Raw genomic sequence first — 25,446 nt, forward strand, 5'->3', positions numbered from 1 at the left:
CCCCTGGCCGCGGACCGCAGCATGAGTGACACACCCGGCGACCTCACCATCCCCGGCCCAGCCGAACGCGCGAGGCGCAACGCCGCCCTCGCCGCCAACGGCACCGAGACCGGCTTCTGGGACGACCACGGCCGACCCGCCCCCTGGCCCGAAGACATCGATCACTGGCACCCCGAAACCAGCGAACCCGCCACCCAGAAACCCCGAAAACAACCCTCCTAACCCCCACCCGGGCCAAAATCAACCGCCCCACATATCAGCCTTCATCACAACACCCGGAACGCGCGCACCGTCACCTCGCACCAACCGTCCACGACCACCGGGGCCACCCACCACTGCCCCGACGGGGCCACCAATGACCGTCACAACCACGCGGGCGTCCCGGCGCCCGACGCTGAGCGAGCCGGGCACTCTGCCGACGTGCTGCTCCGGGTCTACGCGAGGTGCATCGACGGGAACCGGGGAATCATGAATGGCCGGATCGAGGCGGCTCTTGCGCCGTGCGGTGGACGGGGTACGGGGCCGTCACCTGCCGCGGCTCCGTATCGCATGCACTCTGACCTGGGAAAACTTGACCAAGATCATTGCACGTATTTGTGGATGGGCGGCTAACGGCGGCCCGGGCGGCACATCACTGTCTACGATGACCGATCGACCAACTCAAGTAAAGCCAGTTCAGAGGCCATTTGCTAGACCAAAGGAGTGCCCCGGCAAGATTCGAACTTGCGACACACGGTTTAGGAAACCGATGCTCTATCCCCTGAGCTACGAGGGCGCGGCTCCCTAGGCTACCTGCCAGCGTTTGCTGATGGTCACCGGGGAGCGACAAGCGCCGACGGCCGCGGACCGTCCCACCGCCGACCGGCGGAGCACGAAACCGGTCAGGCTGATGACGCCAAGACGATCTTGGATCTGGTGCCAATCGTTGCGGATCGTCACCGACGGCCACCGGTCGGCGCTGCTCTCCATTGCCGCTGCGTCCGAGCACACGTGGACCTACTGCTTCGACGAGGCACTCCTTTGCACGTGTCGCCGAACCAGAGCGGGCGCGGTATGCCGGACTCCGACCGAGCGGTTCCGGCGACGTCTCACCGAAAGGCTCTGCAGCCGCCGGACGCCCATCGATTACAGCCGCGTGTCCGAGTCCCCGCCCGCCGGCGGTGGACTATAAAGCTCGTGTGGGCGGCAGTGGAGATCTGGACGCGCAGCTGCGCGCGGCGATGTTCGCCCATCTGGCCCGGGTCAGCGCCGCTCACCCGGACGGCGTCCCCTCCGATGTGATCAACTCGTTCAGGTTCGCGGACGCCCCGATGCGGCTGATCGTCCAGCCCGGCATCCGCAAGCCGGCGCAACTCGATGCGGCGTTGACTATCCGCACCACCTGGACCCCGCCCGGTGCTGCGGCACCCTACGCCGACGAGGTCGGCCCAGACGGCAGCCTGCGCTACAAGTGGCGCGGCACCGACCCGAACCACCCGGATAACCGGGCCCTGCGTGAGGCGATGCGACGGCAAGCCCCGCTGGCCTACTTCTATCCCGTCGCCCGCGGCGTCTACCAAGCCATCTACCCGGTGTACCTCGTGGACGAAGACCAGTCGGCACACGAGTTCGGCGTCGACCTCGGCCAGTACCCCAACGACGAGGACGACAGTGCCGAGACGCCACTGGACCGCCGCTACACCCGCCGGCTGACCCTGCAGCGGCTACACCAGGTGCTGTTCCGTCCCAAGGTCCTGCGCGCCTACGAGTCGCGGTGCGCGTTGTGCCGGTTGCGGCACGCGCCCTTGCTGGACGCCGCACACATCCTGCCCGACCATCACCCGCACGGTGAGCCGGTCGTCCCTAACGGGTTGGCCATGTGCAAGATCCACCACGCTGCATACGACGCCGACATCATCGGCATCCGACCCGACCGCGTCGTGGAGGTCCGCCAGGACATTCTTACCGAGATCGACGGGCCGATGCTGCGCCACGGCCTGCAGGAAATGCACGGCGCCAAGATGTTTCTGCCCCGCTCCGGCCGCGACCACCCCGACCCCGAGCGGCTGGAGGAACGTTACGTACAGTTCCGCGCCGCCTGACCCACGACGCCGACGAGCCCGCCGTCGTGTGCCGACATCGGGCGCCACAGGCCGTTCGGGCCAGCTCGGTTGCGAACGAGTGGATGGAGGGGGACGCGATGACGGTGCACCGGGACCCGAGGACGATGAGTCGGGAAGAGCTGGTGGCCTACTTCGACGGCGGAGGGGACATCTCGGAACTGTTGCGCGATGCCGCCGTAGGTCCGGACCTCGGTCCGGTGCCGAACCCGGAGAGAATACCGATGATCGTGACCGGAGTACGGCTCTCCGCGGCGGCAGTTCAGCGGCTAAACGAGCTGGCGGGTAACGACAAGGCGGGACGCTCAGATTTGATCCGTCAGGCAGTCGACGAGTTCCTGGCCAGGCATACACCCGAGGATGCCTGAACAGCGACAGTTCCTCGCGTCCTCGCGTTGGCGCGCACTCTTGCCGCTGCCATCGGCGGGCGCTGCTTTACGAGATCAGGTGCACGCACGGTCCCCGCCACCTGTGGGTGGCCTGCTCATCGCCGGAAGCAAACACGTACATCTCGGTGGACGGGCCATCGATGCCGTTCAGCATCCTGTAGCGTTCGAACCAGCGCTGTACTACGAGACGGTTGATGAGCGGCGGCGTTACTTGTCGGGCGTTGCCGGCTCGACGGGGCGACTCGGGCTGCTCGTCGGGACCGATGACGCTCTCCATGGCGAGAAGCCGTTGCTCTATTCCTGAGGTACGAGGGCCGGCAGGCTCACGATACCTGCCCTCGGGTGACTGCCCGCCGCCTGGGCGCAGTGGTGTCGTTGGACCTGGTGACGGCCGAGCCGCCCTGACCGAACACGACCGCCGAGGTTCGCCAGGTTGGGATAGCCCGGGGCGGGTAGTGGGTAGTGTCTAAATTATCCCATAGGTTCTGGTGCTCCATCTGACGCGCGCATCAAGTCTCAAGAAGCCGGGACGCTGCGGTAGGAGACCGACCATCAAACCTGCCTATACATTTGGCATTCACCTACACGGCAAATAGTGCATTTGATCAATCGCTGAATAGCGCTCGACCTGAGGTGAGCGCCAATTGGCGCTTGGCGGGCCCAAGTGCGCTGCCAATTGGGAACAGAAAGGCCTGACGCTGTGATCAACGGATCCTTGTATAAACGATGCGTATGCCGCGACGCACTGACTGGAAGAGTGTTGGGTCGGGCGTGTCCAAGATTGCGGCGTAGCAGCGGTTCCTGGAGTTCTGAGCACGGACTGTGGTATGTGCAGCTTGAGTTGCCCCGTCGCCTGGACGGGGGACGGCGACAGCTCCGCCGCGGCGGCTTCGGCAGCAGGAGCGAGGCCACCGAGACACTCGACCTTGCCCGGGACGTGCTCAGACTCGCCGGGCACGACCAGGCTCGCCGTGATGATGTCGCTGAGCTGCTGCTTGCCACGATCCGAGCGGGTCAGCCTTTGCCCGACATTGAGGACGTACGTCGGCGAATCCGCGCTGACCTTTCCCTAACCGGAATTCCCACCCTGGCCGAATACCTCACCGAATGGCTAGCAGGTCTCACAGTCGAGGCCACCACCGTCGCCGGCTACGAGTCACACATCCGAGTCCATATCATCCCGCACCTCGGACACCTGCCTGTAGACAAAATCCGTCCACGGCACATCAGAGCAATGCTCCAGGCAATCCAAACCTCCAACGCCGAGCTGCTCGCCGCGAAAGCGAGCCCGGACCCGCAGGTTCGCATCGGCGCGACAGGTAGGCGGATAACCGGTCCAGGCACCCTGCAACGGATCCGCGGCACGCTCCGCAAGGCCCTCAACGACGCCCTCGCGGAGGAACTCATCGCTGGGACGAACCCGGCCACCCTGGTCAAGACGCCCTACCGTCGGGCGCTCCCCATGATCTGGGAAGACGAACGCGTCGCCGAGTGGCGTCTGAGCGGAACAGTGCCCAGTCCCGTCATGGTGTGGACCGGCGAGCACCTCATCAGCTTCCTCACCTATACCGCCGCGCACGACCCGGACCTGCACCCCCTGTTCCACCTCATCGCCTACCGCGGCCCCCGCCGCGGCGAAGCATGTGGCCTACGCGACCGCGACGTCCACCTCGCCAAACGCGAAGTCGTCATCAACAACCAGATCACCGCGTTCGGCAACACGATCTGCCAGAAACCGCCCAAGAGCAGAGCCAGCAACCGGCTCCTCGTCCTTGATGCAGATACCTTCGCGGCGCTGGCCGCCTACAAGGCCCACCGGGCGGCCCGGCAGCTCGCCGCCGGCCCTGACTGGCCCGCCACCGGGCTGTTCTTCGTCCGTCCCGACGGACAGCCGTGGCATCCCAACGCGGTCTCAGCGCGGTTCCGCCGCTTGGTCCGCGACGCGGACCTCCCGCCAGTGCGGCTGCATGACCTACGACACGTCGCGGCCACCATGGCCCTCGACGCCGGCATAGACATCAAGGTCGTGCAGGAGCAACTCGGCCACTCCACATCCACGCTGACCCGCGACGCGTACCAGTCCGTGTCCAAGCATCTACACCGTGAGGCGGCTGACGCCGTCGCACGGCGTATCGCCGAAGCCGGCGGTCGAAGCGCCTGAACCCGACCACGCCACCAGTCCACCCGCTCGGGCTGTCGCCGCGAAGATCAGACCCTACCTGTCCCTGGCGGCGAACTGTTCGAGGATTTCGGAGACGTCCGAGACGAGGACGGGCTTGGCGATGTAGTAGGTGCTGGTGATTCCCTCACTGGCGTGGCCGAGCTGGGCTGCGGCGCTCTTGGTGTCGGCCTCCTGGGCGATCACGGTGGCGACGGTCTTGCGGAGGGTGTGCGGGGTAACCCATTCGAGGCCGGTGTCGGCGCGGGCCCCGCGCCATTGCCGGCGGACGTTGTGCGGCGACAGCCAGGTGCCGCGCCGCGAGGCGAAGACCGCGTCCCGAGCCTTGTCGGCAGCGATATCCTTGCGGGCCCGCAGCATCCGCACAGCGAACCGGGGCAAGACGAGTGTCCGGTAGCCGGCGTCGCTCTTGGTCCACTCCTGCCGAAAGTACCCCTTGCCCTTGACGTAGACGAGGGTGCCGCAGATGGTCACAGTTGGACGTTCGGCAGCCAGGTCGAGGTCGTCCCAGCGCAGGGCGAGGATCTCGCCGATGCGGGCGCCAGTGGCGAGTATGAGGTCGACGACGTCGGCCAGGTCGCCGTTCTGCCGAGGTCCCGGCTTGCCGGCCACAGGCTGCTGCCACTGGCGGATCGCCGCGCGGACAGCCTGCAGGTGCTCCTCGGTCAGCGCCGCAGCCTTACTGCGTGGGTTCCGCAGTCGCCCGGTCTCGCGTACGGGGTTGGTCATCAGCGCCCCACGGCGTACCGCCAACGCGAACATCTGACCGAGGACCACGTTCGCGGCCCTGGCGGGCCGCTGGACGATTTCGGCGACCGTGCGCAGGAACTTGTCGAGGCGGCCCACAGTGGCCTCCTGGATGCGCAAGCTGCCCAGGGCGGGCAGGATCGCGCTTCGCAGGCTGGTCTTGTAATTGTTGATGGTCTGCGGTTTGACGCGTTCCTCCGTGGTGATCTCTTCGATCCACAGGTCGGCGAGCGTGCGGACGCGGGTGTCCCTGGTGATCTCGTCGTCGTTCGGGGTGGCGCGGTCGCGCAGCTTCTCCTTCAGCGCCCGGATGGCGGCCGGGCCAGTACTGGCGGTGGCCTCGACGTCACGGGTCTTGCCGTCGTAGTCCCGGAATCGGGCTCGGGCGCGGTATCGGTTAGGGCCGCGCATCTCGGTGCGGATGCTGCCCCAGGTACCGATCGGTAGTGGAGGTCGGGCCACGGCTCACCACGGCGGATCGGTGTGTGCGTCGAGCCAGCGTTCGACCTCGCTGCGTCGGTAGCGCAGCGTGTTACCGACCCGGATGGCCGCGGTCCCTTACCTCGGCTGTGCCAGGCGTAAAGGGTGTTCTTGGGCTTGCCCGGCCAGGCGGCGACATCGTCGACGGTCAAAAGAGGGTCGGGTCGCCATTCGGCGGCGGCCGGCTCGTTCATCGCCGGCCTGCCCTGCCGCAGGGCCACAGCCCCGACACGCCCGGTCAGCCCCTTACGCCGGACGCAGCTGACCACCCTGGCGAGCCTGGTTCGTCTTGCACACCAGACATGCCTGGCCAGCCCTGCCATTCCGGTGGAGAGAAGATGCCGAAGACCAGCCCCGCCGTCGCCACCAACCGGAGACGGCCAGCGCGATCCAACGCTTCACGGGGCTCATGCCCCAACCCCCGAAGCTATTGTGGCCCACCCGTCGCCGTCGCGGTTGTCAATTCGATCAAGAAGCCTGGCCGCCGGCCTCGGCGTCGCGACATCCCTGCAGCGGTGCCCGTGCACCCGGATCGCCCGGTGCAGTGGATCGCACTGACGACAAACGGCAACGGGTCAGGTTGCGGGAGCTCGACGCGACCGCTCCACGCCGACCCAGAGCAGCCCGGCAGAACCGCGGTCGGGCAATCGGCGCACGGCGGCGCGCGACATCGACAGTAACAAAGAGCGACACATGACAGCGGCTCACCGGCAGCACCCCCGATGTCTTCGACGGTGGGCCCAGTCCCAACGCATTGAACACGTCGTCGCCACTCGCGGCCACCGTCCTCAAATCGCCGGCCCGCCGGAGCCGCCGCTCGTGGCAGGCCGCCGTGCCCAGCGTCGCACCGGCGCGTGCCCGGGATTCCGCCGATTGACATGGCCAACCACGTCCGAGCGGCGGCGGTGCCGAGACTCAGCCCCTGAATCCTATTCTGTTACCTCCACCTCCAGGTGTACGGTCCAGCGTTGTCCACTCGAATCATTGAACGCACAGTTCAAATACACGATGCCCAAGGGGGTGCCAGGATCCTTTACGATTGGCACAAAAGCATAGGACATCGGCTCAATGCGGTCAACCTTGATCTGGTAGCTCGCCCAATACCAGTCTAGAAAGCCGGCTATCGTTCTTGGGATCGTCCTATTCCAGTCGATCTCTAGCATGAGTTGCTCGAACGTGCGGTGATCTTTGTTGAAAACCATGAAGCCGCGTTTCGGAGCAGATTGATATGTCGCGCTAAGTTGCGGATGCGATACAGAGGAATGGTCGTGTTGCTGGTTTCGTGCATCATTAGGGGCTTTTCTGTCATCGCCTTGCAGAGTTGATCCCCATCGTGGTGCTTCACGTTCCCGCATCAGGCGTTCCTCTTCTATGGCAGTCAGACGCCTCGCGGCCTCGGCCTGATCTCGCGCATGTCTCGCCTGGCGACGCGCGATGAGTAATGCGACAAAACCTGTGAGTGCAACTGCAATAGACGCGATTAGCCCGAAGATTTCTACATTCACGCGAGCTCCTAGCGTTCGGCCGTCTGCCTACATTACTAGTTCATGTCGATTACCGGGCGTAGCGAGTCGGTGGTGCCACTGAATTGCCACAAAGGCGATGCGGTACACCGATCTCGCGCGCGGCCGACAGGCACGGCTTGGGTGAGCCGGCGGCTCTGTGAGGTTTGAGCGCCAGATACCGCTCGACGAGCTCGCCAACCGAGACCGCCGGCGGCAGCTGCGCAAGTACCTGCGCGAAGCGGGAGAGCTCGGAAGGCTCGACGCGACGGACCACCCCGTCGTCTCCGACCACGACCACCAGCATTGAGCTCATTGCCCCCATCAAGAACCAAGATCCGGCGGCCAACGAATGTAACCGGACAAAAAGGCTCGATGGGTGAGGCGCGCGGGGCGGGCACCTGGCGGCGGCCGGTGAGGTTGCTGGTTGAGGATCAGTGTCGACGGCTGGCGGTAACCGCGCGAAGCCCGCAGAACCCTCCCAACTGTCTGGGGCAATGCCCGACCGCCATCGTGTGCTGCGATTGCATTTCAGACACCAACGCACCGATGTACGTGAGAATTAAGCCTTTGAGTTGGGTACGAGATGGTGTGGACCGACAAATCCAACATGGACACGGCCAGTAGGTCCGTCGGTGTCATCGTAGAAGTAGATGCGCGGAGCAAGTGCACCTCCTCCCTCGCTTACCTTTATGTGAGCCTCCATATAGGTGCGCGGGCCTAGTCCCACCGCCGGATCGATCTCGAAAATGCGCGACTCTGCGTGGCGACTGTTGCGTAGTGTCTCTGATTCAGTCATAGCTAGGCGCTTGCTGCTAGCTGGCCAGCTCAGTGGGTCGCCACGTTCGCACCACGACCAGAAGTTGCCGCTGGCACCAGTTTGCTTCGCCTGGACGTAGGAGGCGAGGGCTTGAAAGCCCCGCCAAGCGGAGTTGCCGAGCGCGAATGCGTTCGGGGCGGTGTCGATACCCTCTAGCTTTTGGACGGCGCTTGGAGCAACCGTTACCCATGTGGCGAGGTGTGTTCGTGCCGCCTCGACTGCCTCGGACACGTCTTGGACCGTTTCCGGACGCGCGGCTGTCTCGTCTGGCTGCTCTGGGGCTGCCGACACCCTCCAGAACATTTCAGCCAGGCCCTGTCCCTCAAGCGCCTGTCGTAGGCGATCGAGGTGTCCGTTTGCTCGGGCGAGCTCCCGCTGAGCCTCCGCGAGTTCCTCATAGGCGAGGTCGGTCTCGAATTGTAATTCTTCACGTATTTGTTCTAGTTCGCTTTGGTTTACTGCGGTCCTGTCATCTCCTGTGAAGACCTGCAGTTCGGCGGGTACGCGCCGTCGGGTCGATAGCTGAGCGACCGCATAGACGATCCGGTCGACTGCGGCCTCTCCGCCGGCTCCGAGAAGCGCCGTTGCCTGCACGTACCGATGGCGCCAACCGTCCGCTGCTGTATCCAGGGGTGCAGGCACGTATGTCCGCACGGCCCCGTTCCATACAGCGAGAGGCCCGAGTTCTGCCTTAAAGGTCGCAGTTGCAGCCTCGTCTAGAACAACTACGGTTGCGATACCCCGAACGCGATGTGCAATTCGCTGAGCCCGATCCAACCACTGTACGTCCGTGTCATGTGGTGGTGCAGCGACCACAATGAACGGCAGCGTGCGCTCGCTTGATCGAAGAACATCAACTAGCGCCTTGGCTTCGCCGTTGGCGACTCGGACGACATCTGTGACGATGTTGCTGACGCCGAGGGCCGGTGAACCGGGTAGCGTGAGCACACTGTCGACAAGGCGGGGACTTCCGACGACAACGCGTTGAGTCGGGTTGTCCGTCTCCATGTCGACATCAATCCAGACATGGACCGCAACGTCCGTAGCGAGGGCACGCATCGTGACTGACCAGACCGCCGTCCCACGAGGCTCTCGTGAGCACGCTTCGACGCCGTATTCGGTGGCAGTCTCAAGGACCCGTACCGTGATCACCTTGTCCTGGACCACGGTCTCGCCCACGCCAAGCGACGTCACACTTGGGTTGTCCAGCGCCCATCGACTGAAGATCTCGCGCGCCAGCTCGACTACGGCACGCCGATCGGGTTCGGTGGTGTCCTTCCATATCGCGCGATACAGCAGGCTCATCGTCCGCTCCGAGTTCTGCGGCGCGACCAGACCGCGCGGGCGTAGCGCCGCGTATGTGTGATCATCGCGGATGTAGAGGATACCTCCGTCCACCGGGTGCTTTCAGGCAGTGACCGATTTCCGACGACGCGCCGTCGTCTAAGCATGGGGGCCTGCAGGACTCGGACGCCGGCTACACCGTAAACGCCGTCGATGGACCAAGTGGACACCTATCCGGTTGCCGGACCTGTGGATCGAGATCAGTTGATGTGGCGGCACAATGCGGTGACGGCTGTGAATCAGCGGCCCATCAGCCGGATGTGGCAAGCCGAGCCGCCGCAGCTGGCGAGCCGGGATCGGGATAGCGCACGCCGAGCCAGCTCCTGGCGCACGTCGGCGTCGTCACGGAGCCTCTACTCGTCGGCGACGGGCCGTTCGTGGCGGAACTTGCCATCGGCGTACCGACGTCGGTCGCACTGGATCGTGACGGCCAGGACCTGGACACTCCCCGGATCCGCCGTCCACCATATGAACGCTGCCGAATCGGGGCGACGGTGGCACGACCCGCAGTCGGTCGTGGCTTGCAATCGCGACTGCCCAGCCTGACCGCGGCCGGGGCGCAGTGTTCGCGTCTAGGCGACCCTCGAACGACGTAGCTTTGCCCTCCTGCAGAAGGTCGTGAAGCTCGAAGCGGGCGGCACCTACTACAGAGCCGTGGTCCACGTCACGCCCTGCCTTGCAGCCAATAGCTCATGGTCGAGTGGCACACCTGCAGCGCAGGAATACCCAGCGCCGTGCGGCGCTGGCCTGGTGCGGTTAGCAAACATAAGAACAGTTATCGACCATTGAGCGCCTGGCAGGCTACCACGGCCCTGCGGGTGCGCCGTCGTCGGACAGGCCACCGCCGACTACGCCGGCCAGATATGCGGCAGGCCAAGCGGTCGGCGGTGCTGGTCGACGGGTTCCTGGCCCCGACCGGCAACTGCACCGGTATACCGGACCTGTACTCCGGCAAACGCCACAGCAGCGGGATGAACGTCCAGGCCGTACCCAATTTGGCTGGCCGGCTGCTCGACAGCGGACTACCGGTCCCCGGCGCCCGCCACGACAGCAAAGCCCTGGCCGAGTCCGGCACCGCCGACCGCTGGGCCAACCACCTGCGACCCGGCGGCCCCGGCATGCTCGCCGACCTGGGCTACCTAGGCACCGCCGCGATCACCGGCACCCGCAAACCACGCGGCGGCGAACTCGGCGACGTACGACGCGCCTGCAACCAAAGATCACAGCACCCGCGCCGCAGTCGAACGAGCAATCGCGCACCTGGTCAATGGAAGTCCTCGACGCCGGCTGGCGCGGACGCCTTACCGACTTCCCCGACGTCCTACTACGGCAGCCGCACTTCGTAATCTGATTGTCCCAATCCTCCAGCAGCGCAGTGAGTTCGCCCCATCGGCTGATGTCATGGTCAGCTTCGCCATGCTGCGAGTTTCTCGCACTGCACACAAGCAGTCCAGGTCTTGCCGCGGGTGCAGAGCATCGTTGCTGCTGGCCATAGCGATGGTCGCTGATCCGCGCCGGAGGCAGAACCGGGTGCGGCGGGTGCTCGCGCTGGCGCTGTACTAGGCCGCCCGCCGCACCGGTCGGACGGTCCGCGCGGGTTGCGTCAGGACATGCCGCTGTGGTGGCTGGGCGACGCTGCCGCTAGCAATAGCGGCCAGACGGGACAACAGTCCGCTCACTGTTTGTACACAGACAATGGGCCTGTGACACTTGAGCCAGAGACGAGCGTGCCGCTGCACTGTATCTCCAAACTCGTTCCTGCGATCAGGTCGGGCCCATGTAGACGCAGTCATTAGGTCCAGCATGCGCCGGGTCCAAACACACTTGGTAAAAATAGTCGCAGTTACAGTAACAATAGTCGTACTGATAGGGGTCATGAGTGTCATAAGGATTGCCATGGCAGCCCCTAATGCACTCGGCCCACGACCTCCGACACAGGGCCATGTGGAACGACGACCCGGTGGGGGTGCCTCGTGGAGGCCACAACTTCGGATCTGGGTCTGGGGGCTGCGCGAAGGGGAATCGCGTAGGTGGCGGGTCGAACCGACGCGTGGTAGTGGTCTGCAGTGACCGAGTGGCCGCGGGTCGTGCTGAACGACGGGCTGAGTCGCCCAGCTGCTGGAAGACATCGGCCAATGCGTTCTCAGCAAAGGAGACCTGTACGATCATCAGTCGTTTGCCGCAACAATGGTGAAACTCGTCCGTCGTTGTGACCGACTCGATAACCTGCTTGTCGATGGTCAATGAGTAAGCACAGAGGCATCCTACGTCCGGTACAAACGGCGTGACCTTGACGCGGCCTTCGTCCTCGGGAACGGCCTCGATGGTGACGCGTAGTTCCTCGGCGCTACCTTGCCGCGCCAACACGTCGTCGACCGTGATCCGATCGCCTGACATTCGTGGCTCCTTGTCTACCACGTCCACAGTGGCCATTCCACCTAAATCTCGACGTAGAAATCATACGCCCGTTCGTCGGCGAGCCCAAGGTGCGTGCCATGTGGGAGCCCACGCGATGACCGTTGCGGGGTGTGCGGCACCAACGTAGAGCCGTGACGTTTGGGCTGGTGAGACGCCTGCTAGGTTGCGGATCAACCAGCCATATCCCGACGCCGTGACCAGCGCTTTAAGGCAGGCACGTTGGAACCAAGTCTGGTTGTTTGTCCGCAACCAGAGTCACAACTCCTGGCCAGTATTACGAAGCCGATCTTGAGCCCACCTACAAAATTTGACGGCGACGTGGCGTTCACCTCGACATGTCTCGCCGGCGGCGGGGCCACTGCTGAGGTGGCCTGCCGGCAGCCGGATGGCACCTGGCTTTGGATGATCGACCAGCCCAACGTTGTCGGATCGCGACTTGCCCCGATGCCAGCCCTATGGAATCCGCAAGGGTGACCGCCTGCTCCACTTACCAGCTCGACATTTGCGTGCCGTAGGCACAGCCCCGTGCGCTCGGCGTGTCGGCTTGCGTGAGGGGCGGCCGTCCCATAGTTCTGCGTGATTGTGGATCAAACTGAATACGAGACGGCCGCCGCGTGCATGGTAGCGGCCGGTGAGTTGACCCGGGAATACCAGGACGAGTTGTTGGGGCGTGTCGGGTGGGTGTTCGCCCGGCGAGAGCCGAGGTTGCAGGCGGGCAAGTATGTGCGTGCGCTGACTGCCGAGGTGCCGCGCAAGAACGGGTGGCAGATCGCGGAGTGGGCCGGTGATGCCACCCCGGACAAGACGCAGCGGCTGCTCAATCACGCGGTGTGGGACGAGAAGGCAGTGATGGGTGTGGTGGCCGGGTTCGTCGCCGAATATCTGGGCGCCGAGGCCGATCCCCTTGCGGTGGTGGTGCTGGACGAGTCCGGTCAGGAGAAGAAGGGCGAGTCCACCTGCGGCGTCAAACGCCAGTATGTCGGCTGCGCGGGCCGGGTCTCCAACGCGGTCAACATTGTGTACGCCACCCTCGCGACCGTCCGCGGGCATGCCCTGGCCGGGGCTCGGCCGTATCTGCCCCGCGAGTGGGCTGAGGACCAGAGGCGGCGGGCGCGTGCCGGGGTGCCGGAGCGTGTGGTGTTCAAGACGAAACCGGCGCTGGCCGTGGACCTCCTGACCGACCTGCACACTGCCAGGCTGCTCCCGCCGTGGGCCACCGGCGACGAGGTCTACGGACGGGACAAAGACCTGCGCGACTTCTGCGAGCAGCACAGCATGGGCTACGTGTTCGGGGTGCCATGCTCATTCACCGTCACGCTGACCTCCGGCCGGCGGGTCCGCGCCGACCAAGCACTGAAACTGGTGCCACCCAAAGCATGGAACCGCGCCTCATGCGGTGCCGGGTCCAAAGGAGACCGAACCTACGGGTGGGCGTGGATCGCCACCTGCAGCGACCGCCACCACCTGCTCGTGCGCCGCAACCCGACCGACCCGACCGATGTGGCCTTCTTCTACGCCTACGCACCCGACGGGCGGCCCGCCACCCTGCCCGTCCTGGTCTCCGTCGCCGGGCGTAGATGGCCGGTTGAGGAAGACTTCCAGGTCGGCAAGGACCAGTTCGGCCTCGACCACAGCCAGGTCCGGCTCTACACCGCGCTGCTGCGCCACCTCGTCCTGGCCATGCTCGCCCTGGCCGCCTGCGCGGTAACAGCCGCCGCGATGCGCGTGCTCAGCAACACCGCGGCCGCCGCCCCGACCCACCCCGACGATGAGCCACCCGAAGACCCCGGCCTCATCCCGCTGACCGTCGCCGAGGTCAAACGCCTGGCCAACATGCTCACCCGAACCGGGCAGCGACCCGCACACCACCTGCGATGGTCGTGGTGGCGACGCCGCCACCAAGCCCGCGCCCGCTGGTTCCACCACCGCAACCGGCTACGCCGCAGCCTTCAACCAGCACGAATGTAACCAGGTCTCAAAGTGCGGCTGCCGTACTACGCACCGTCACCACACTCGAGATCAACCGAACCTGGGGATAACCGATTTGCTTCGTCCAATCTTTCCGCTACGCGTCCCCGATGAGCGTTGGAGGCGCCGCCAACCCGTGGATCACCGTGTTCGTGACGTAGGGCGAGCGGAATGTCGTCATTTCGCCGTCTCGCTTGCCAGGCACAGGCATCAGCCGACCTGACAACGGCTTTGCGAGCCGTACCGCGAGCGTACCGATGTCAGACAGCACACGAGCGAGGCTTCCCACAGAGACATCGCCGGCCAGCGGAAGAGCGTCCAACCCCGTGCCGCAGACCGCCGAGTAGTACAGCAGCTTGTCTATGTCGACGAGCCTCTGCGCCCAGCGCTGTCCGAGTATCGAATCCTCGAGCACTGCCAGCATCAGACCGTTGTAACCGCGCGTCGGCAATCCGGTCGTCTGGATTCCTTCCGTCAGCGCGGCAGCCAAACTCAACGTGCCGGCCGAGCCGAAAAACTCGAGGCCGAAAGCCTCAAACGCGGCCGCCAGACTGTCGTGACCAAGTGGCGCCGGCGAGAGATCAATTCCGTCGAATCCGACGCCATGGTCGGCGCCGAACTTCGCCAATGCCGTCACTACCGGACCCGCATGGGCGATGAGCGTGCGTCGCACCAGCTCCGGGACCTCAGCGATCGAGCACCCGGACGACAGAGCCGCTACGACCGCGCTTGCACTTTGCAACCCCACGGTGAGGCCGGTCGGTCCCACGCCGTGGCTCGCCGCTGGGAAGAACGGGCAACCGTGACTCATCATCGCGACGCCGGCGAAGCGGAAATTGCCGAAGCCCTCTTCTGACTCCTGGGAGAGCCTCCTCACAACCTCAGCAACCGCCACGCATCGATCGAAGTCGACGCCATGATTGCGGGTGGCCAGCTGGACGGATCCGGAAAACGCGGGGTGTTGAACGAGAGCATCGCCCAGCCATGCGATGTCCTCACATGATGAGGTCGCGCCGGCAATACCCAGTGAGCAGAATTCAAGTCCGGCGTCGCGGACGACATCGTGAAAATCACGCAAATACCGCGATCGCGCCTCATTGTGCCAGTCACGCAGGTCATGCAGGACCGGCCGAGTGCTGAGCCGTATTGTCTGGACAGTGAATCCCGCCATCTCAAGACTGTTCCGAGCCTGATCCAGTGTCCACTTGGCTTGTTCGACAACCGAGGCATCGAGAGGGTGCCGGTCGGCCAAGCCCAGCGTTATTGTGCGGACTATATCTGAATTCATTCAGGCCATTCTCTGCTGATATTTTGGCGCAATGTACAGGCACATGCGCCCGGCACAGCACGACAGAGACGGCTTGCCAGTTCCACCTCACCGACGAAAGAGTGGAGTTCGTTGCCAACGGATCCAATTTCCTGACTTCGGCTACGCAGTACCTTATCCGCTACCAGCGCGGTGAAGACGTAGGCTTTGAGAACGTCGAGGTTGCAAACTTCTGTCAAGGAATCCGTGCCAGGAGTGCAGAGGTAATGATATTCTCCTGCCCACCGAGACAGGTCGCCGTCCTGTGACACCAGGCGGTCGATGTGAAGGTCACATTCGCGCGGCACGCATGAAACCGTCGGACCGCCGCGCCCCTCAGTCAAGATCGAGGCACAGGCCGCAAGACGGTAAACTTCGACAAGATTCTCTCGAACTTGCTGGCCATGCACGGGCTGAGCGGCCAACAGGCGCTTCGCCTTCAGGAGCAGAAGATACATGCGGTCGACGTCGACGGGTCGTCGCAGATCAAACGCCCTCAATCCGAGGAGTTCATCAAGAACGTTGTCGGCGACACGCAGATTCTGCAAGCAGTTGGCGGCCACAGCCATGGCAGTGACACTACACCCCGAGGACTGCGAGAGCGTCGAGCTCCACGAGCAGATCGCCGGGCAACTGGACGCCAACCGTGGTCCGTGCAGGAAACGGCTCCCGGAAGAACTGCGTATAGACCTTGTTGACGGCCGCGAAGTCGGCAAGATCGGCTAGATAGATTCGCATCATGATCACGTCTTCGAACGACGCATCAGCCTCCGTCAGCACGGCCTGCATGTTCAGCAGCGCCCGTTCCGCCTGAGCGTCTGCACCCCCCGGCACCATCTCCTCAGTCCGAGGATCAATCCCGACCTGGCCGGCGACGGCAAGAATCCTGCCGCGGCGCGCAGCGTGGGAATAGGGATTGACGGGAGGCGCGATCGTACGGCCGAAGGTCTCCAACGAGATCAACTTGGCTTCCTTCCAGGATTGCTATCACGTTAATTGACCAGCCAGCGGACGCCCATGGCGCCACAACACTGAGAAGGCCGAGAGCATCGACTCGCCCACCGCAGATGCGGCACGCACGACGTGTACAGGCGCTCTCCAAGGATCGGCCGACATCAGGCAAAGAGTATAAAATACTCGATCATCCACTACGCATAGATTTACTGGCATGAAGGTCGTCGAGTTCAACCGCAGTTCTGGGCCGCGTGCCCTTCGGAGCGCCCGAACGCAAACACGAGCGAATTCCTGGCCGTCAGCCAGACCGTGAGCCAATGCCTCCTGCCTGCCTCCGCACAACAGCGTAGCGCGCAGGCTCAGGAACGCGCCCTCCGGATCCAGCGCTACGAGTCTCGCATCGACGCGCCGCGGTATGACATCCGGCGCAAGGGTGAACTCCGCGTTACCGGACCACTCCTGGTACATGAAGACGCGCTGTCGTGCGGTACGGATCTGATCGGATAACTCCTCGACGCTCCAGTCCTCGATGACTTGGAAGCTTTGCTCAACCTGGAAACGGTGTGCGCCTGGTCCATTTGCCGGACGCTGCAGCCACGCGACTGCGAGTTCTAGTCGCTCGATCCTGCTTGAGGCAGCGTCGTTGGGCTGAGGCATCCGGGTCGACGCCGGGCTGGATGGCAGACCCCATCGACCGAGCGTGTCGATGACCTGTCGGAGCAGTCCGCCCATGACGCTGTCGGCCGGCGTTCGATGCATAGGCCCCAGATCTGCATCGGCATGGGGCAGGAAGACGCCGTAATACATCTCGCGATCGACGTTGTAGACCGGTCCGGGCACAAACGCATCGTAAAGCTTAGTGTTAGGGCCGTATCCGTAGCGCCACAACCAGTCGACGGACCGCTCACGCTTCCGCTCAACCCCTGCGACCCGTCCATCGCCGTGCGGGGTACGAGGTTCCGCGATGGTGAACGCGTAGTCCTCCCGGTGCGCCATCCGCAGCGCCCGGAACCTCGAATCCGGAGCGAGCAGCAGAAACTCATAGTTCACATTCGGACGCGCTGGTCCGCACTGCGCGATGTCACTCTCCACTCCGGGGAACCAGGTCTCCAGGATAGCAACCGAACCGAGCGCCTGTCGCACAGCGTCCAAGACCTTGCCCGGTTCCCACCGGGTATAGATGACGTAGTCGGTGTTGGGTGTGGAGGACCCCCGGCCTTTGCCGGGCGGCGGCACGGCGCTGTGAGCGACAACTACATCCGAATTGCCGTCCAGAGATCTCCAAATCCGAAGATCGTCCTGTCCGGCAAGTCGCCGTGTGCAGTAGCGCCAAAGTTCGTCGACGGTGATCTCGCCGTCACCGTTCAGATCCGCTCGCCCTTGAAGGATCCCTTCGGCGATCGTCTCCGTCATGTAAGAGGTCAATGTCGCAAGATTGATCTTGGCGAGAGAGCTCGGCCCTGAAGCGCCGAGCATCGCGTATCCATAGCTGGCCAGTGCCGCCGGCCCGGCACCCTTCAACACGTCGACAGCCGCCGCACCGGCGTAGCAGCAGTCCAGAATGAAGACGCACTGGTTGATCCCACGGTTTCGCACAAACCCTGCCACCGTCGCCAAATCCAGCCCGTCGACATCAACGTCGGTGGTCCCGCCGAGAATGAGCCGAAACTGCCCGGCTGTAGTTAGATCGGCGTGGCCGGAAAAATAGAAGACGAGGCTGGTGGAAGGTGACGCCTCAACGAGGATTCTGTTGATCTGCCGCCGGGCCTCCGTATCATTAAGGCTTGGATTCAACACAAGGAACGTCGTCCGCTCGGCCGATTCAGCCCCTGAAAACGCCTCGCGCAGCAATTCGACATCCCGCTGCGGTCCGTCCAGAGCTGAAAGCCCTTCCACCTCCGTCTGCTCGACACCGATGGCGATGACGGTCCGGCTCGATCCTCCACCACTGGGCGGACCGGCGTCTTCTATCACTTAGATCCGTCCTCGTCCTCGCCCTCGTCTTCACGAGTCTCAATTTGGGCATCCCTGATCCGATGCTTGGCGACCCGCTCGCGCAGATAGGCAACCGTCCAGTCCAATCCCCTGCCGGCCGCGTAGCCGATCACGAACTCAATGATCATCTCGGTCGGCGCTTTCGTCTGATCGCCACCGTTGAGGTCGGACCGCGTGCCACGACGATGCACCACCACACTGAGACCATTGGATCGCAGGTCTCCAGACAGCCTGTCCAGCGCCGCAAGATTGGCCGGCCCGCTACTGACTGGCACGGCCAATAAGATCGTCTTCACCAGGGATGTACCCCCAATCAATCACTTCCGACAGTACAGACTTGTGACAATCTGTCTACCAGCCGCAGTCAAGGGAGACCGAGGACCGTCGCGCGAGCATCGTCCAGCTTGACCGCGGCCCACTCGGCCTTGCACCGCGCTTCGGCGCTGTCGATACGCCGATTCCATGCGCCCAGCCGGGCGACTACGAACAGTTGATGCAGTAATCCGAACGCGGGTCGCGGATCTTCGCGAAGCGGTGTGGTGTACAGCTGGCCGTCGTCTGCTTCCAGACAAGGCGTCGAGGCTAGGAGCCCGTTAAACCGAACATGGGACGCCTCATGGATGATACCTTCAGCGCACACTGCTGGGTCGTCGAGCTCATCTCTACGCAGAAAAATCAAGCCATGTGTTTTGAAGTCGGCGAATCCCAATACCCTGCTGCCAACGAAGATATTGAGGCACGTTGTCGTTACCCGGATCTCCCGCTCGATCTCCGGCCAGTAAGAACGGACGAGACGAAATGCCGCCGCGATTCCCTCGCGTATCGAATCATCGATTACCTCGCAGACTGCGAATTCTTGACGTTCTCCAGTGGACTCCTCCGCCGCCACATGCGCCCGTTCAACGGTGCCTTGACGCAAGAGTTCAGGGAGCGGTTCCAGGTCGAACTGAAACGACCCCGCGGTCCCGTACGATGTCGCCCTCCGGCGACTTTCCGAAACAAGTTTCATCAGCAGATCGATGGGCGGCCGTCTCGAATAGGGAACCGAATTTGCGGCAAAGACGGCTGGGTGGAATACGCCCTCCGATGTGGAGTCGAAACCGAGGCCCATGGCCAATGCTCGCGACAGCGCCATGCTCTCTGCCCGCGCCCTACTGGGATTCGGGCGCCAGTCCAACATGTGTTCCATCCTCGTCCGAGTTGTTATCGGCCGCCGCTACCGGCCGGTCCGGAATGGTGCCGCTGCGAAGAAGGACCGGAAACTCCGGCAACTCGGCGACGACGAGCTCTTCCGGCGCGGGGTAGATCAACTGTTCTGACATACGTGCCTCCGCAGATAACATTCACGACCATTGCAGTCTAACGCAGCACAGGTTGCGCAAGAACACCGAGCGCATGTGGCACGGGCAGTGAACCGCCCTGATGATCTAGGAGACTCGGATTATTGCGCTCCGGCCGGGGCGACCGAAGTGTTGTGTTGATCGTAGTAGATGGCCTCGTACTCAGCGGGTACCAGTCGATGTATTCCAGAGTGGCTAGTTCGAGATCGTCGAGGGGTGCGCCATGGTCCATGCCGCTCGACCAGCTCGGTCTTGTACAGGCCGTTCACAGTTTCGGCGAGTGTGGTGTCGAATGAATCTCCTTTGCTGCCAACGGACACGCACGCTCCGGCCCTGGCGAGGCGTTCGGTGTGGCGAATCGACAGGTATTGCCTTGGGTCCCGCGGCCGAAGTGGTGTACCAGACCGTCGGGCACAACGCGTTGCCATAGCGCCAACTCCAACGCGTCCAGCGGCAGTTCGGTACGCATGTGCCCGGCCAGCCGCCACCCGACGATGGACCGGGAGAACACATCAACGATGAACGCGGCGTACACCGTGCCGGGGGCGATCGGCACGAGGTGAAGTTCGCGACCCACCGCTGGGGGGCCGGCGCGGTGAAGTCGCGTTGCAGCAAGTCCGGGCGGGCCGCCGCGGCGGCCGGCGACGTCGGCGCCAACTGGATCGTGCGCTTCTCTTCGCCCGCAAAGATGTGACGATGATCGCGCCTAACGTAATTTTCGTCGGCGCCGTGTTTGAAAGCACAGAAAGCATGGGTCTTCGCATCGGAAGTCGTCCGAAGAACCATGTGGTTGGGCAGCAGTCGATAGTCATCGGTGTCGTAGTAGACGCCGGTATTTCGGCGCGGATCATTCCGGTCGTTGCGCTTCTCTATGATCTGCGCCCCCGGTACCAGGTCGCCCATTCGATCTTTCATTGAATCCAGCCAGGCGAAATGCTCCACGTTGGTTGTTTCGTTCTTAAAGTCGAGTTTTGGTCCAAACTGGCTGAAGAGCACAAGGTTGCCCTCGCGCCGGAAGGATGGAGTGTCGGGCAACGTCACCACCTAGTTGTCGGTCGGCTGTGCTATATAAATTTGGCGTTGGTCCCCGGACCCCTATTGAACCGCGTGAATCACTGAGGGTCAAGAGATCGTGGCGGAAGGTAGACTACGAGTGAAATTGATCTTCTGTCGCCCACTGTCGTCGGGTTGAGCCGGCATGAGGACGGGTCATCATATCGAGCCTGCGGCGCGGCCAGGTGTTGAAGACAGCCTTGAGAGTGATCATGAGTGAGCCGGCGTGTCGCCTGCCGCCTCACCTCGACTATTGTCGGGAGTGGTGCTGTGGCGCGGGCTGGTGAGCCGCTGCGAGAATCACGGCGAGTGCGCGCCGACGACCCTCATAGCCAGCGGCCATGGGCTGGTGGCCTGACGTCTGGGAGACGGGTTTCTCGGAACTACTTTCCCTGACTCATCAGTGCTGATGTCTGGCGGATAGGGGCCAGCTCGTCCCGATGACGCGGACTGTGGTTGCCAGTTCGGCTCACTGCGTGGGTTCTCCACCCACGACGTCGGTCAGACGCTCGGTTCTCGGCAGCCAGCGCGGGTACGTGGACACCGCAACTGCTGGACCACGTGTAGCTCACCGTTTGGACGGACGTGCACGTGTAGTTCGCCGACCGTCTGTCCACCGGCAGCGGCGTGGCCGCGTCGTCGGTGAGGCTCTACTACTACGACCTGTTCCACACCATTGGAGGACGCTTCACGCTGCCTCGAACTCCCGGATCGGCGACGTCCTTGGCCTTCGTGCGAAGCGCCAAGCGCGACCGGGTGATCCGGCCGCCCGTGCCGGGGCATCAGACTCGGCAGCGTGTACCGCGGCCTGACCCGAAACGCCGCGGTGGATCCCGACCGAGGAGCAGGTGCTACGCCTGTTCGAGGCGGTGCCCGAGCGGTACCACGCCGCGCTCTGGCTCCGGGCAAAGCTGCCGTTGTGGTGACCGTCCGGATTGGCCGGGGAACGCCGGATTCGGGGTGGTGGTAGCCGAGGTGCCGGGATGCGACAGCGGGTCTCCACCTCCCAGGCGAACTCGCGGGCAGCCCGCCACCGCGCAGCGTACTCTCCGGAAGGTGAGCCGGCTGCTGGCCGGATCGACGTTAACCTCCGGCGCCACGCCGGTATGGCAAGCCGGGTCGAAGGCGTCGGCCGCAGCCTCATCGTGGAAGGACCGGCAACGCGGACGACCGCCGACATCGAGGTAGTCGACATGCAATCGCCGACCCGCCCGTGTCGTGCGGACCGGACAGCTTCGCCATCCGGGCCTGGCATGCGCAGGCACCACAGGTCCGTGACGGCCATGCGCTATCGGAACTCCTTGCTGTGCGGTGGAAGGGGGTGCCGGCCGAGGCGAGCCTTGACCACATCTGCGGCCCCATCGGTCGGCCGGGGCAGCACCGACCGGGCCGTGGTCCGAGGGCTGCCTGCCATTATGGTCGGTCGATGTGTGATCGATGTGTGATCGATGTGTGATCGATGGTTTCGGTAGCGACTGACACCGTGCGGCACTGCCGGATGCCGAGACGGCGGGTCAGCCGGCGCTGACCAGCACGAACTGGCACCTGCCGACACTGCCCGATACTGGGGGCTGTCCTATCGTTCGTACTCTTAATCCGCGGGTTCGGGGTTCGAGTCCCTGGCGGCGCACCAGACGCAAGGCCCTGATCAGGCGGCACGCCTTCGGTCAGGGCCTTCTTCATGCCCACTGTGGAGCACCGCCGGCAAGCTCTACTCGGCGTAAGACGGGACCGTCGATGACTGTGCAAACCCGCCGAATGTAGTGGGCCGAGCGACGAGAAAGGTCGTCTCAATGCGACCGCCTCAAAGGCAGCGTACGGTGCCTTGCAAGATGGCTCCCCGGATAAATCGCGCTGACGATTGGAGTCTCGTCCAGTGGGAGTGAAATGGAAATAGCGGCAAAGTAGACAAAGGGACCGGGGAGCTGGAGCGTGGAACGTCGGCACTAGGCCAAGGTGGCGAAGTCTCCCTGAGAGATATGACCTTGCTTCAGCGCGACCAGAAATGCCACCCAAGCGCTCCGGCCCACCGACAGCATCGTGCCGTCAGGGTCCTTCGAATCTCTGATCCAGATGCACTCGCCGCTGGCTCGGATCTCCACGCAGTTGCTGCTTCCCGCGCCACTCCTCGTGCTCTTGATCCACATAGTCGCCTCTCCATCGAGATCAGCCACCTGCTGGACCTCCAGACACTCCGCTCGAATGATCACCGGCACTTCGACGGCATCGACGCCAGGTCGATAAAGATCGTCGTTAGGCCATGGTCGCCATGGCGACTTACCGTAGTCCGCCCAGGCCAAGAAGAGTGTAAATGGCTGCGCGCTGATGGGCTAGACAGTGGACCTACTGCTGGCCGCCAGGGCTTGCATCTGAACGCGATATCGGAGCAGTAACGGCACACCGACGCGCCAGGACCTGGCGTGCACGCGATGGAGGCCGTCGCGGGCCTCGGCAACCGGTGACCGCGCCGGCTCGGCGGTCCGGGCCTGCGCGCAGGCAGGCCCGGGACACTGTCGTCAGCCAGGCATCGTGTCCAGGACGCCATCCAGGAACGCGTCGAGCTCAGACGCCTGGGTCGCGATTTTTTCCAGATCGAAGAACGCGCTCTTGTAAACTTCGATCTCGTCGGCGTCGTCCCGCGTCACGACGTTTCTGCGCGAGTTTTCCAGGAACAACAAGTCGTCATCTCGGGCATCGGGAAACTCAAGGAGCACAAACGGGCCCTTGGTGCCGAAGTGGGCGCCTTGGGTGAAGGGAATGATCTGGATGCTGACGGCTGGGAGGGATCCCATTTCCTTGAGCCATCTCAATTGCTGCCGCATGACTTTCGGGTCACCCGGTTGCGTGCCAACCCATCGCCTCACAACGGCCTCGTCCAATATGAAGAACATCTGTGGCGAGTCGGCCCGCTGAAGAAGGGAGCGTCGCCTAAGCCGCGCCTCGATCTGGCGTTCGATTACGCGATCCGACGTCCCGGGGTCCGCAAGCGTCTTGATTAGTGCCCGCATGTACTCCTCCGTCTGGAGGAGACCTGGCACGTACGTGCTTTCGAATTGGCGGAGAATTGACGCAGCGCTTTCATAACCGAGATAGATTACGAATTCTCGCGCCAGTACATCTTTGTAGTTGCTCCACGTCTGCTTCTTGCCTGCCTGCGCCATGCGTCGGAGGTCTGCCGTCTGCTTTGGATCGTTTATCTCATATTGATCGAGCAGAGCCCGCAGGTCGGTCATCGATATACTCACCTGTCCCGTTTCGATCCGGATGACCTTGGACAGGGACCAGTCAAGTGCCTCCGCAACCTCACGCTGGGTGAGCCCCGTGGCGATGCGCGCCTCCCGTAGTGCCACCTGCAGGCGCCGACGCTGGACCGTCGGATCCAGGTCTCGATCCATCTGTGACGCTCCCTCGCGTCTCGTGCGCACCCTCCCGCCGAAGGGTTCGGTCTAGCGCTATGCTAGTGGCTAAGCGGCAGTAGCGATCAGCTAGTAGCAAGATCGCGATGACGGTCACTAGCTTGCGCGGGAGGGCGAGCTAGTGCCAATCGGCTACTAGCAAGTGGCTACTGTAGCAGCGGCTTGGCGGAGGCCACGGGGGACTCCGGGGAATCTTGGAGCTGGTCCGGGTTCGGGGCAATCTGGACATGGCTCTCCTTATGGCGGGTCCCTCTGTCGCCTTGGAGATCATCGTGAGTCGGAGAGCGCGGCGTGGGGAGCGCGCGACGCCGAGTGTTGGTTCTGGCGCGGATCCAACACCGGCAGACGGCGGTGCCGGAGCCAACGGCGTGCCGCCGCGCCCTCGCGCGCCGGCAGACGGTCAGCGGATCGATCAGGCTGTCGCGCGGCAGGGACGTTCGGGACGAAGCCAGCACCGTGACCACTCCCAAAACCGGGGTAGCGCCAAGCAGCGAGGTAAGGCGAAGAACGACGTCGCCACCGACCGCGAGGGGGCGGCCGGACGTAACAATGAACGTCCGTACCCCATGACTCAGGGGCGAGGCGACATTCGCCCACCGGCTGCCGAGCCGACCAGGGCCGCGGACCGTGGGCCCGCCTGGTTGGTTGCCCTGCTTGATTTCGCTGAGCGACTGCTCTTCACGGCGAAGACGGTGTGGGGAAAGATGCTGCTCGCGTTGACGCTTGCTGTCGCCATCGCCTTACCGCCTGTCCTGATCCTGATCGGCTTGGGCTATGTCGCCAGCGAGGTGGCACCGCATATGTCAAACGCCACCTGGACGCTCTTGGCGCTTACTGCCGGCGTTGGCGGCAGTGGCGGGATCATCATCCGCTCGTGGATGAAGGTAAAACGTGAGGATGGGCAAGATCGATAGCCATTAGCGGCTGTCTGCGCTGATCACCCCTTGCGCTGCGATGCGGTGAGGCGAGACGCCAGGCGCTCTACACGTGGCTGGCTGAGCCAGCAGGCGACCCAGGTGGCAACGACCCCTGCCAGGGCGATCGCGGTCAGCGGCCATCCGCTCATACCGACACCCTGAAGAAACCTGATAAGCAATGCGCTCAAGAGGATGAACACCGTAGCCGTTGTGGTAGCGGTGATTAGGGCAGTCGCCGCGAGGACCGTCCGGCGAAGCGAGCGCGAAGGCAGCAAAGCCTGGGCACGCGGCGTGTTCACAAGCTCAGACGTGTGATCTCGCACGTCGGCATTGATGGACACGACTGGAACCATAGAGGCTACGGGCATGCCTTGGGAACCCGTGAGCGGCGTCGAGTTGTCAGCAATCATGATCCTATCCAAGGATAGTCCACCACAGAGCGCTGCGGACCCATCACACCACGTCCGTAAGATCCCTGGGGTGGAGTACTCCATGACAATTTAAACTCGCATTTCGGAT

General features: G+C 63.7%; 25 protein-coding genes, 1 tRNA gene and 1 pseudogene. 11 read left to right on the forward strand and 16 right to left on the reverse strand.

The window, feature by feature from the left end:
* Positions 1 to 21: 21 nt before the first annotated feature.
* The gene (locus tag Phou_RS44130) at positions 22 to 222 is read left to right on the forward strand and encodes a hypothetical protein (protein WP_173069844.1); all 201 of its coding nucleotides are present in this window, start codon (positions 22 to 24) and stop codon (positions 220 to 222) included.
* A gap of 480 nt (positions 223 to 702) precedes the next feature.
* Here the strand turns inward: Phou_RS44130 and Phou_RS44135 are convergent.
* Positions 703 to 776, reverse strand: a tRNA-Arg gene (locus Phou_RS44135).
* A gap of 402 nt (positions 777 to 1,178) precedes the next feature.
* Here Phou_RS44135 and Phou_RS44140 point away from each other — a divergent pair.
* From Phou_RS44140 to Phou_RS44155, 4 genes are all read left to right on the forward strand, one after another.
* Positions 1,179 to 2,081: an HNH endonuclease gene (locus tag Phou_RS44140; RefSeq protein ID WP_218579587.1), complete on the forward strand. Its 903-nt coding sequence runs from the start codon at positions 1,179 to 1,181 to the stop codon at positions 2,079 to 2,081.
* Positions 2,082 to 2,179: 98 nt separating this feature from the next.
* Entirely contained in the window at positions 2,180 to 2,467 is a 288-nt protein-coding gene (locus Phou_RS44145) for a ribbon-helix-helix domain-containing protein (RefSeq protein ID WP_218579588.1), read from the forward strand.
* 103 nt (positions 2,468 to 2,570) lie between these two features.
* Entirely contained in the window at positions 2,571 to 2,792 is a 222-nt protein-coding gene (locus Phou_RS44150) for a hypothetical protein (protein WP_173069848.1), read from the forward strand.
* 525 nt (positions 2,793 to 3,317) lie between these two features.
* A complete protein-coding gene (locus Phou_RS44155; RefSeq protein ID WP_246274574.1) occupies positions 3,318 to 4,649 on the forward strand; it encodes a tyrosine-type recombinase/integrase in 1,332 nt (443 codons plus the stop codon).
* A 54-nt stretch (positions 4,650 to 4,703) separates the two neighbouring features.
* On the opposite strand, the gene Phou_RS44160 is transcribed toward Phou_RS44155, so the two are convergent.
* The 3 genes and pseudogenes from Phou_RS44160 to Phou_RS44170 form a co-directional block, all read right to left on the reverse strand.
* Positions 4,704 to 5,876, reverse strand: coding sequence for a tyrosine-type recombinase/integrase (locus tag Phou_RS44160; protein WP_173069852.1), 1,173 nt, complete (start codon positions 5,874 to 5,876; stop codon positions 4,704 to 4,706).
* A 3-nt stretch (positions 5,877 to 5,879) separates the two neighbouring features.
* Positions 5,880 to 6,088 (reverse strand): annotated as a pseudogene (locus tag Phou_RS44165) (helix-turn-helix transcriptional regulator).
* A gap of 735 nt (positions 6,089 to 6,823) precedes the next feature.
* Entirely contained in the window at positions 6,824 to 7,399 is a 576-nt protein-coding gene (locus Phou_RS44170; protein ID WP_173069854.1) for a hypothetical protein, read from the reverse strand.
* Positions 7,400 to 7,556: 157 nt separating this feature from the next.
* Here Phou_RS44170 and Phou_RS44175 point away from each other — a divergent pair, with 157 nt between their 5' ends.
* Entirely contained in the window at positions 7,557 to 7,706 is a 150-nt protein-coding gene (locus tag Phou_RS44175) for a hypothetical protein (RefSeq protein ID WP_173069856.1), read from the forward strand.
* Between the two features lie 252 nt (positions 7,707 to 7,958).
* On the opposite strand, the gene Phou_RS44180 is transcribed toward Phou_RS44175, so the two are convergent.
* Positions 7,959 to 9,521: a hypothetical protein gene (locus Phou_RS44180; RefSeq protein WP_173069858.1), complete on the reverse strand. Its 1,563-nt coding sequence runs from the start codon at positions 9,519 to 9,521 to the stop codon at positions 7,959 to 7,961.
* A gap of 926 nt (positions 9,522 to 10,447) precedes the next feature.
* Between Phou_RS44180 and Phou_RS44185 the strand changes: the two genes are divergently transcribed.
* Both Phou_RS44185 and Phou_RS44190 read left to right on the forward strand, forming a co-directional pair.
* Positions 10,448 to 10,906, forward strand: coding sequence for a transposase family protein (locus Phou_RS44185; protein ID WP_173069860.1), 459 nt, complete (start codon positions 10,448 to 10,450; stop codon positions 10,904 to 10,906).
* Between the two features lie 1,690 nt (positions 10,907 to 12,596).
* Positions 12,597 to 13,946, forward strand: a complete 1,350-nt coding sequence (locus Phou_RS44190) for an IS701 family transposase (protein WP_281365205.1) — start codon at positions 12,597 to 12,599, stop codon at positions 13,944 to 13,946.
* A 97-nt stretch (positions 13,947 to 14,043) separates the two neighbouring features.
* On the opposite strand, the gene Phou_RS44195 is transcribed toward Phou_RS44190, so the two are convergent.
* The 8 genes from Phou_RS44195 to Phou_RS44230 all read right to left on the reverse strand — a co-directional run bounded on the left by Phou_RS44195 (position 14,044) and on the right by Phou_RS44230 (position 20,097).
* Positions 14,044 to 15,234 (reverse strand): DUF711 family protein, encoded by a 1,191-nt coding sequence (locus Phou_RS44195; RefSeq protein ID WP_281365181.1) that lies wholly within the window; start codon positions 15,232 to 15,234, stop codon positions 14,044 to 14,046.
* Positions 15,231 to 15,821: a hypothetical protein gene (locus Phou_RS44200; protein WP_173069866.1), complete on the reverse strand. Its 591-nt coding sequence runs from the start codon at positions 15,819 to 15,821 to the stop codon at positions 15,231 to 15,233. Before Phou_RS44200 ends, Phou_RS44195 begins: the two co-directional genes overlap by 4 nt.
* A 10-nt stretch (positions 15,822 to 15,831) precedes the next feature.
* Positions 15,832 to 16,215: a RidA family protein gene (locus Phou_RS44205; protein ID WP_218579589.1), complete on the reverse strand. Its 384-nt coding sequence runs from the start codon at positions 16,213 to 16,215 to the stop codon at positions 15,832 to 15,834.
* A 24-nt stretch (positions 16,216 to 16,239) separates the two neighbouring features.
* Positions 16,240 to 18,180: a caspase family protein gene (locus Phou_RS44210; RefSeq protein ID WP_173069868.1), complete on the reverse strand. Its 1,941-nt coding sequence runs from the start codon at positions 18,178 to 18,180 to the stop codon at positions 16,240 to 16,242.
* Positions 18,177 to 18,497 (reverse strand): hypothetical protein, encoded by a 321-nt coding sequence (locus Phou_RS44215; RefSeq protein ID WP_173069870.1) that lies wholly within the window; start codon positions 18,495 to 18,497, stop codon positions 18,177 to 18,179. Before Phou_RS44215 ends, Phou_RS44210 begins: the two co-directional genes overlap by 4 nt.
* Positions 18,498 to 18,565: 68 nt before the next feature.
* A complete protein-coding gene (locus tag Phou_RS44220) occupies positions 18,566 to 19,336 on the reverse strand; it encodes an aKG-HExxH-type peptide beta-hydroxylase (RefSeq protein ID WP_173069872.1) in 771 nt (256 codons plus the stop codon).
* Between the two features lie 16 nt (positions 19,337 to 19,352).
* A complete protein-coding gene (locus tag Phou_RS44225) occupies positions 19,353 to 19,523 on the reverse strand; it encodes a hypothetical protein (protein ID WP_173069875.1) in 171 nt (56 codons plus the stop codon).
* Between the two features lie 283 nt (positions 19,524 to 19,806).
* A complete protein-coding gene (locus Phou_RS44230) occupies positions 19,807 to 20,097 on the reverse strand; it encodes a DDE-type integrase/transposase/recombinase (RefSeq protein WP_173069877.1) in 291 nt (96 codons plus the stop codon).
* Between the two features lie 3 nt (positions 20,098 to 20,100).
* On the opposite strand from Phou_RS44230, the gene Phou_RS54815 reads away from it, so the two are divergent.
* Positions 20,101 to 20,235, forward strand: coding sequence for a hypothetical protein (locus Phou_RS54815; protein WP_281365209.1), 135 nt, complete (start codon positions 20,101 to 20,103; stop codon positions 20,233 to 20,235).
* Positions 20,236 to 20,237: 2 nt separating this feature from the next.
* Positions 20,238 to 20,459, forward strand: a complete 222-nt coding sequence (locus Phou_RS44235; protein ID WP_173069879.1) for a hypothetical protein — start codon at positions 20,238 to 20,240, stop codon at positions 20,457 to 20,459.
* 2,081 nt (positions 20,460 to 22,540) lie between these two features.
* On the opposite strand, the gene Phou_RS54035 is transcribed toward Phou_RS44235, so the two are convergent.
* Together Phou_RS54035 and Phou_RS44245 are read right to left on the reverse strand one after the other, a co-directional pair.
* Positions 22,541 to 22,894, reverse strand: a complete 354-nt coding sequence (locus Phou_RS54035; protein ID WP_246274577.1) for a DUF397 domain-containing protein — start codon at positions 22,892 to 22,894, stop codon at positions 22,541 to 22,543.
* 216 nt (positions 22,895 to 23,110) lie between these two features.
* A complete protein-coding gene (locus Phou_RS44245) occupies positions 23,111 to 23,989 on the reverse strand; it encodes a helix-turn-helix domain-containing protein (protein WP_173069881.1) in 879 nt (292 codons plus the stop codon).
* Between the two features lie 725 nt (positions 23,990 to 24,714).
* Here Phou_RS44245 and Phou_RS44250 point away from each other — a divergent pair.
* Entirely contained in the window at positions 24,715 to 24,924 is a 210-nt protein-coding gene (locus Phou_RS44250; RefSeq protein ID WP_173069883.1) for a hypothetical protein, read from the forward strand.
* A 23-nt stretch (positions 24,925 to 24,947) separates the two neighbouring features.
* On the opposite strand, the gene Phou_RS44255 is transcribed toward Phou_RS44250, so the two are convergent.
* Complete coding sequence (locus Phou_RS44255) at positions 24,948 to 25,268, reverse strand: hypothetical protein (RefSeq protein ID WP_173069885.1); 321 nt, start codon at positions 25,266 to 25,268, stop codon at positions 24,948 to 24,950.
* Positions 25,269 to 25,446: the final 178 nt, after the last annotated feature.

Origin of the sequence: Phytohabitans houttuyneae (assembly GCF_011764425.1) — a bacterium.
GTDB classification, from domain to species: domain Bacteria; phylum Actinomycetota; class Actinomycetes; order Mycobacteriales; family Micromonosporaceae; genus Phytohabitans; species Phytohabitans houttuyneae.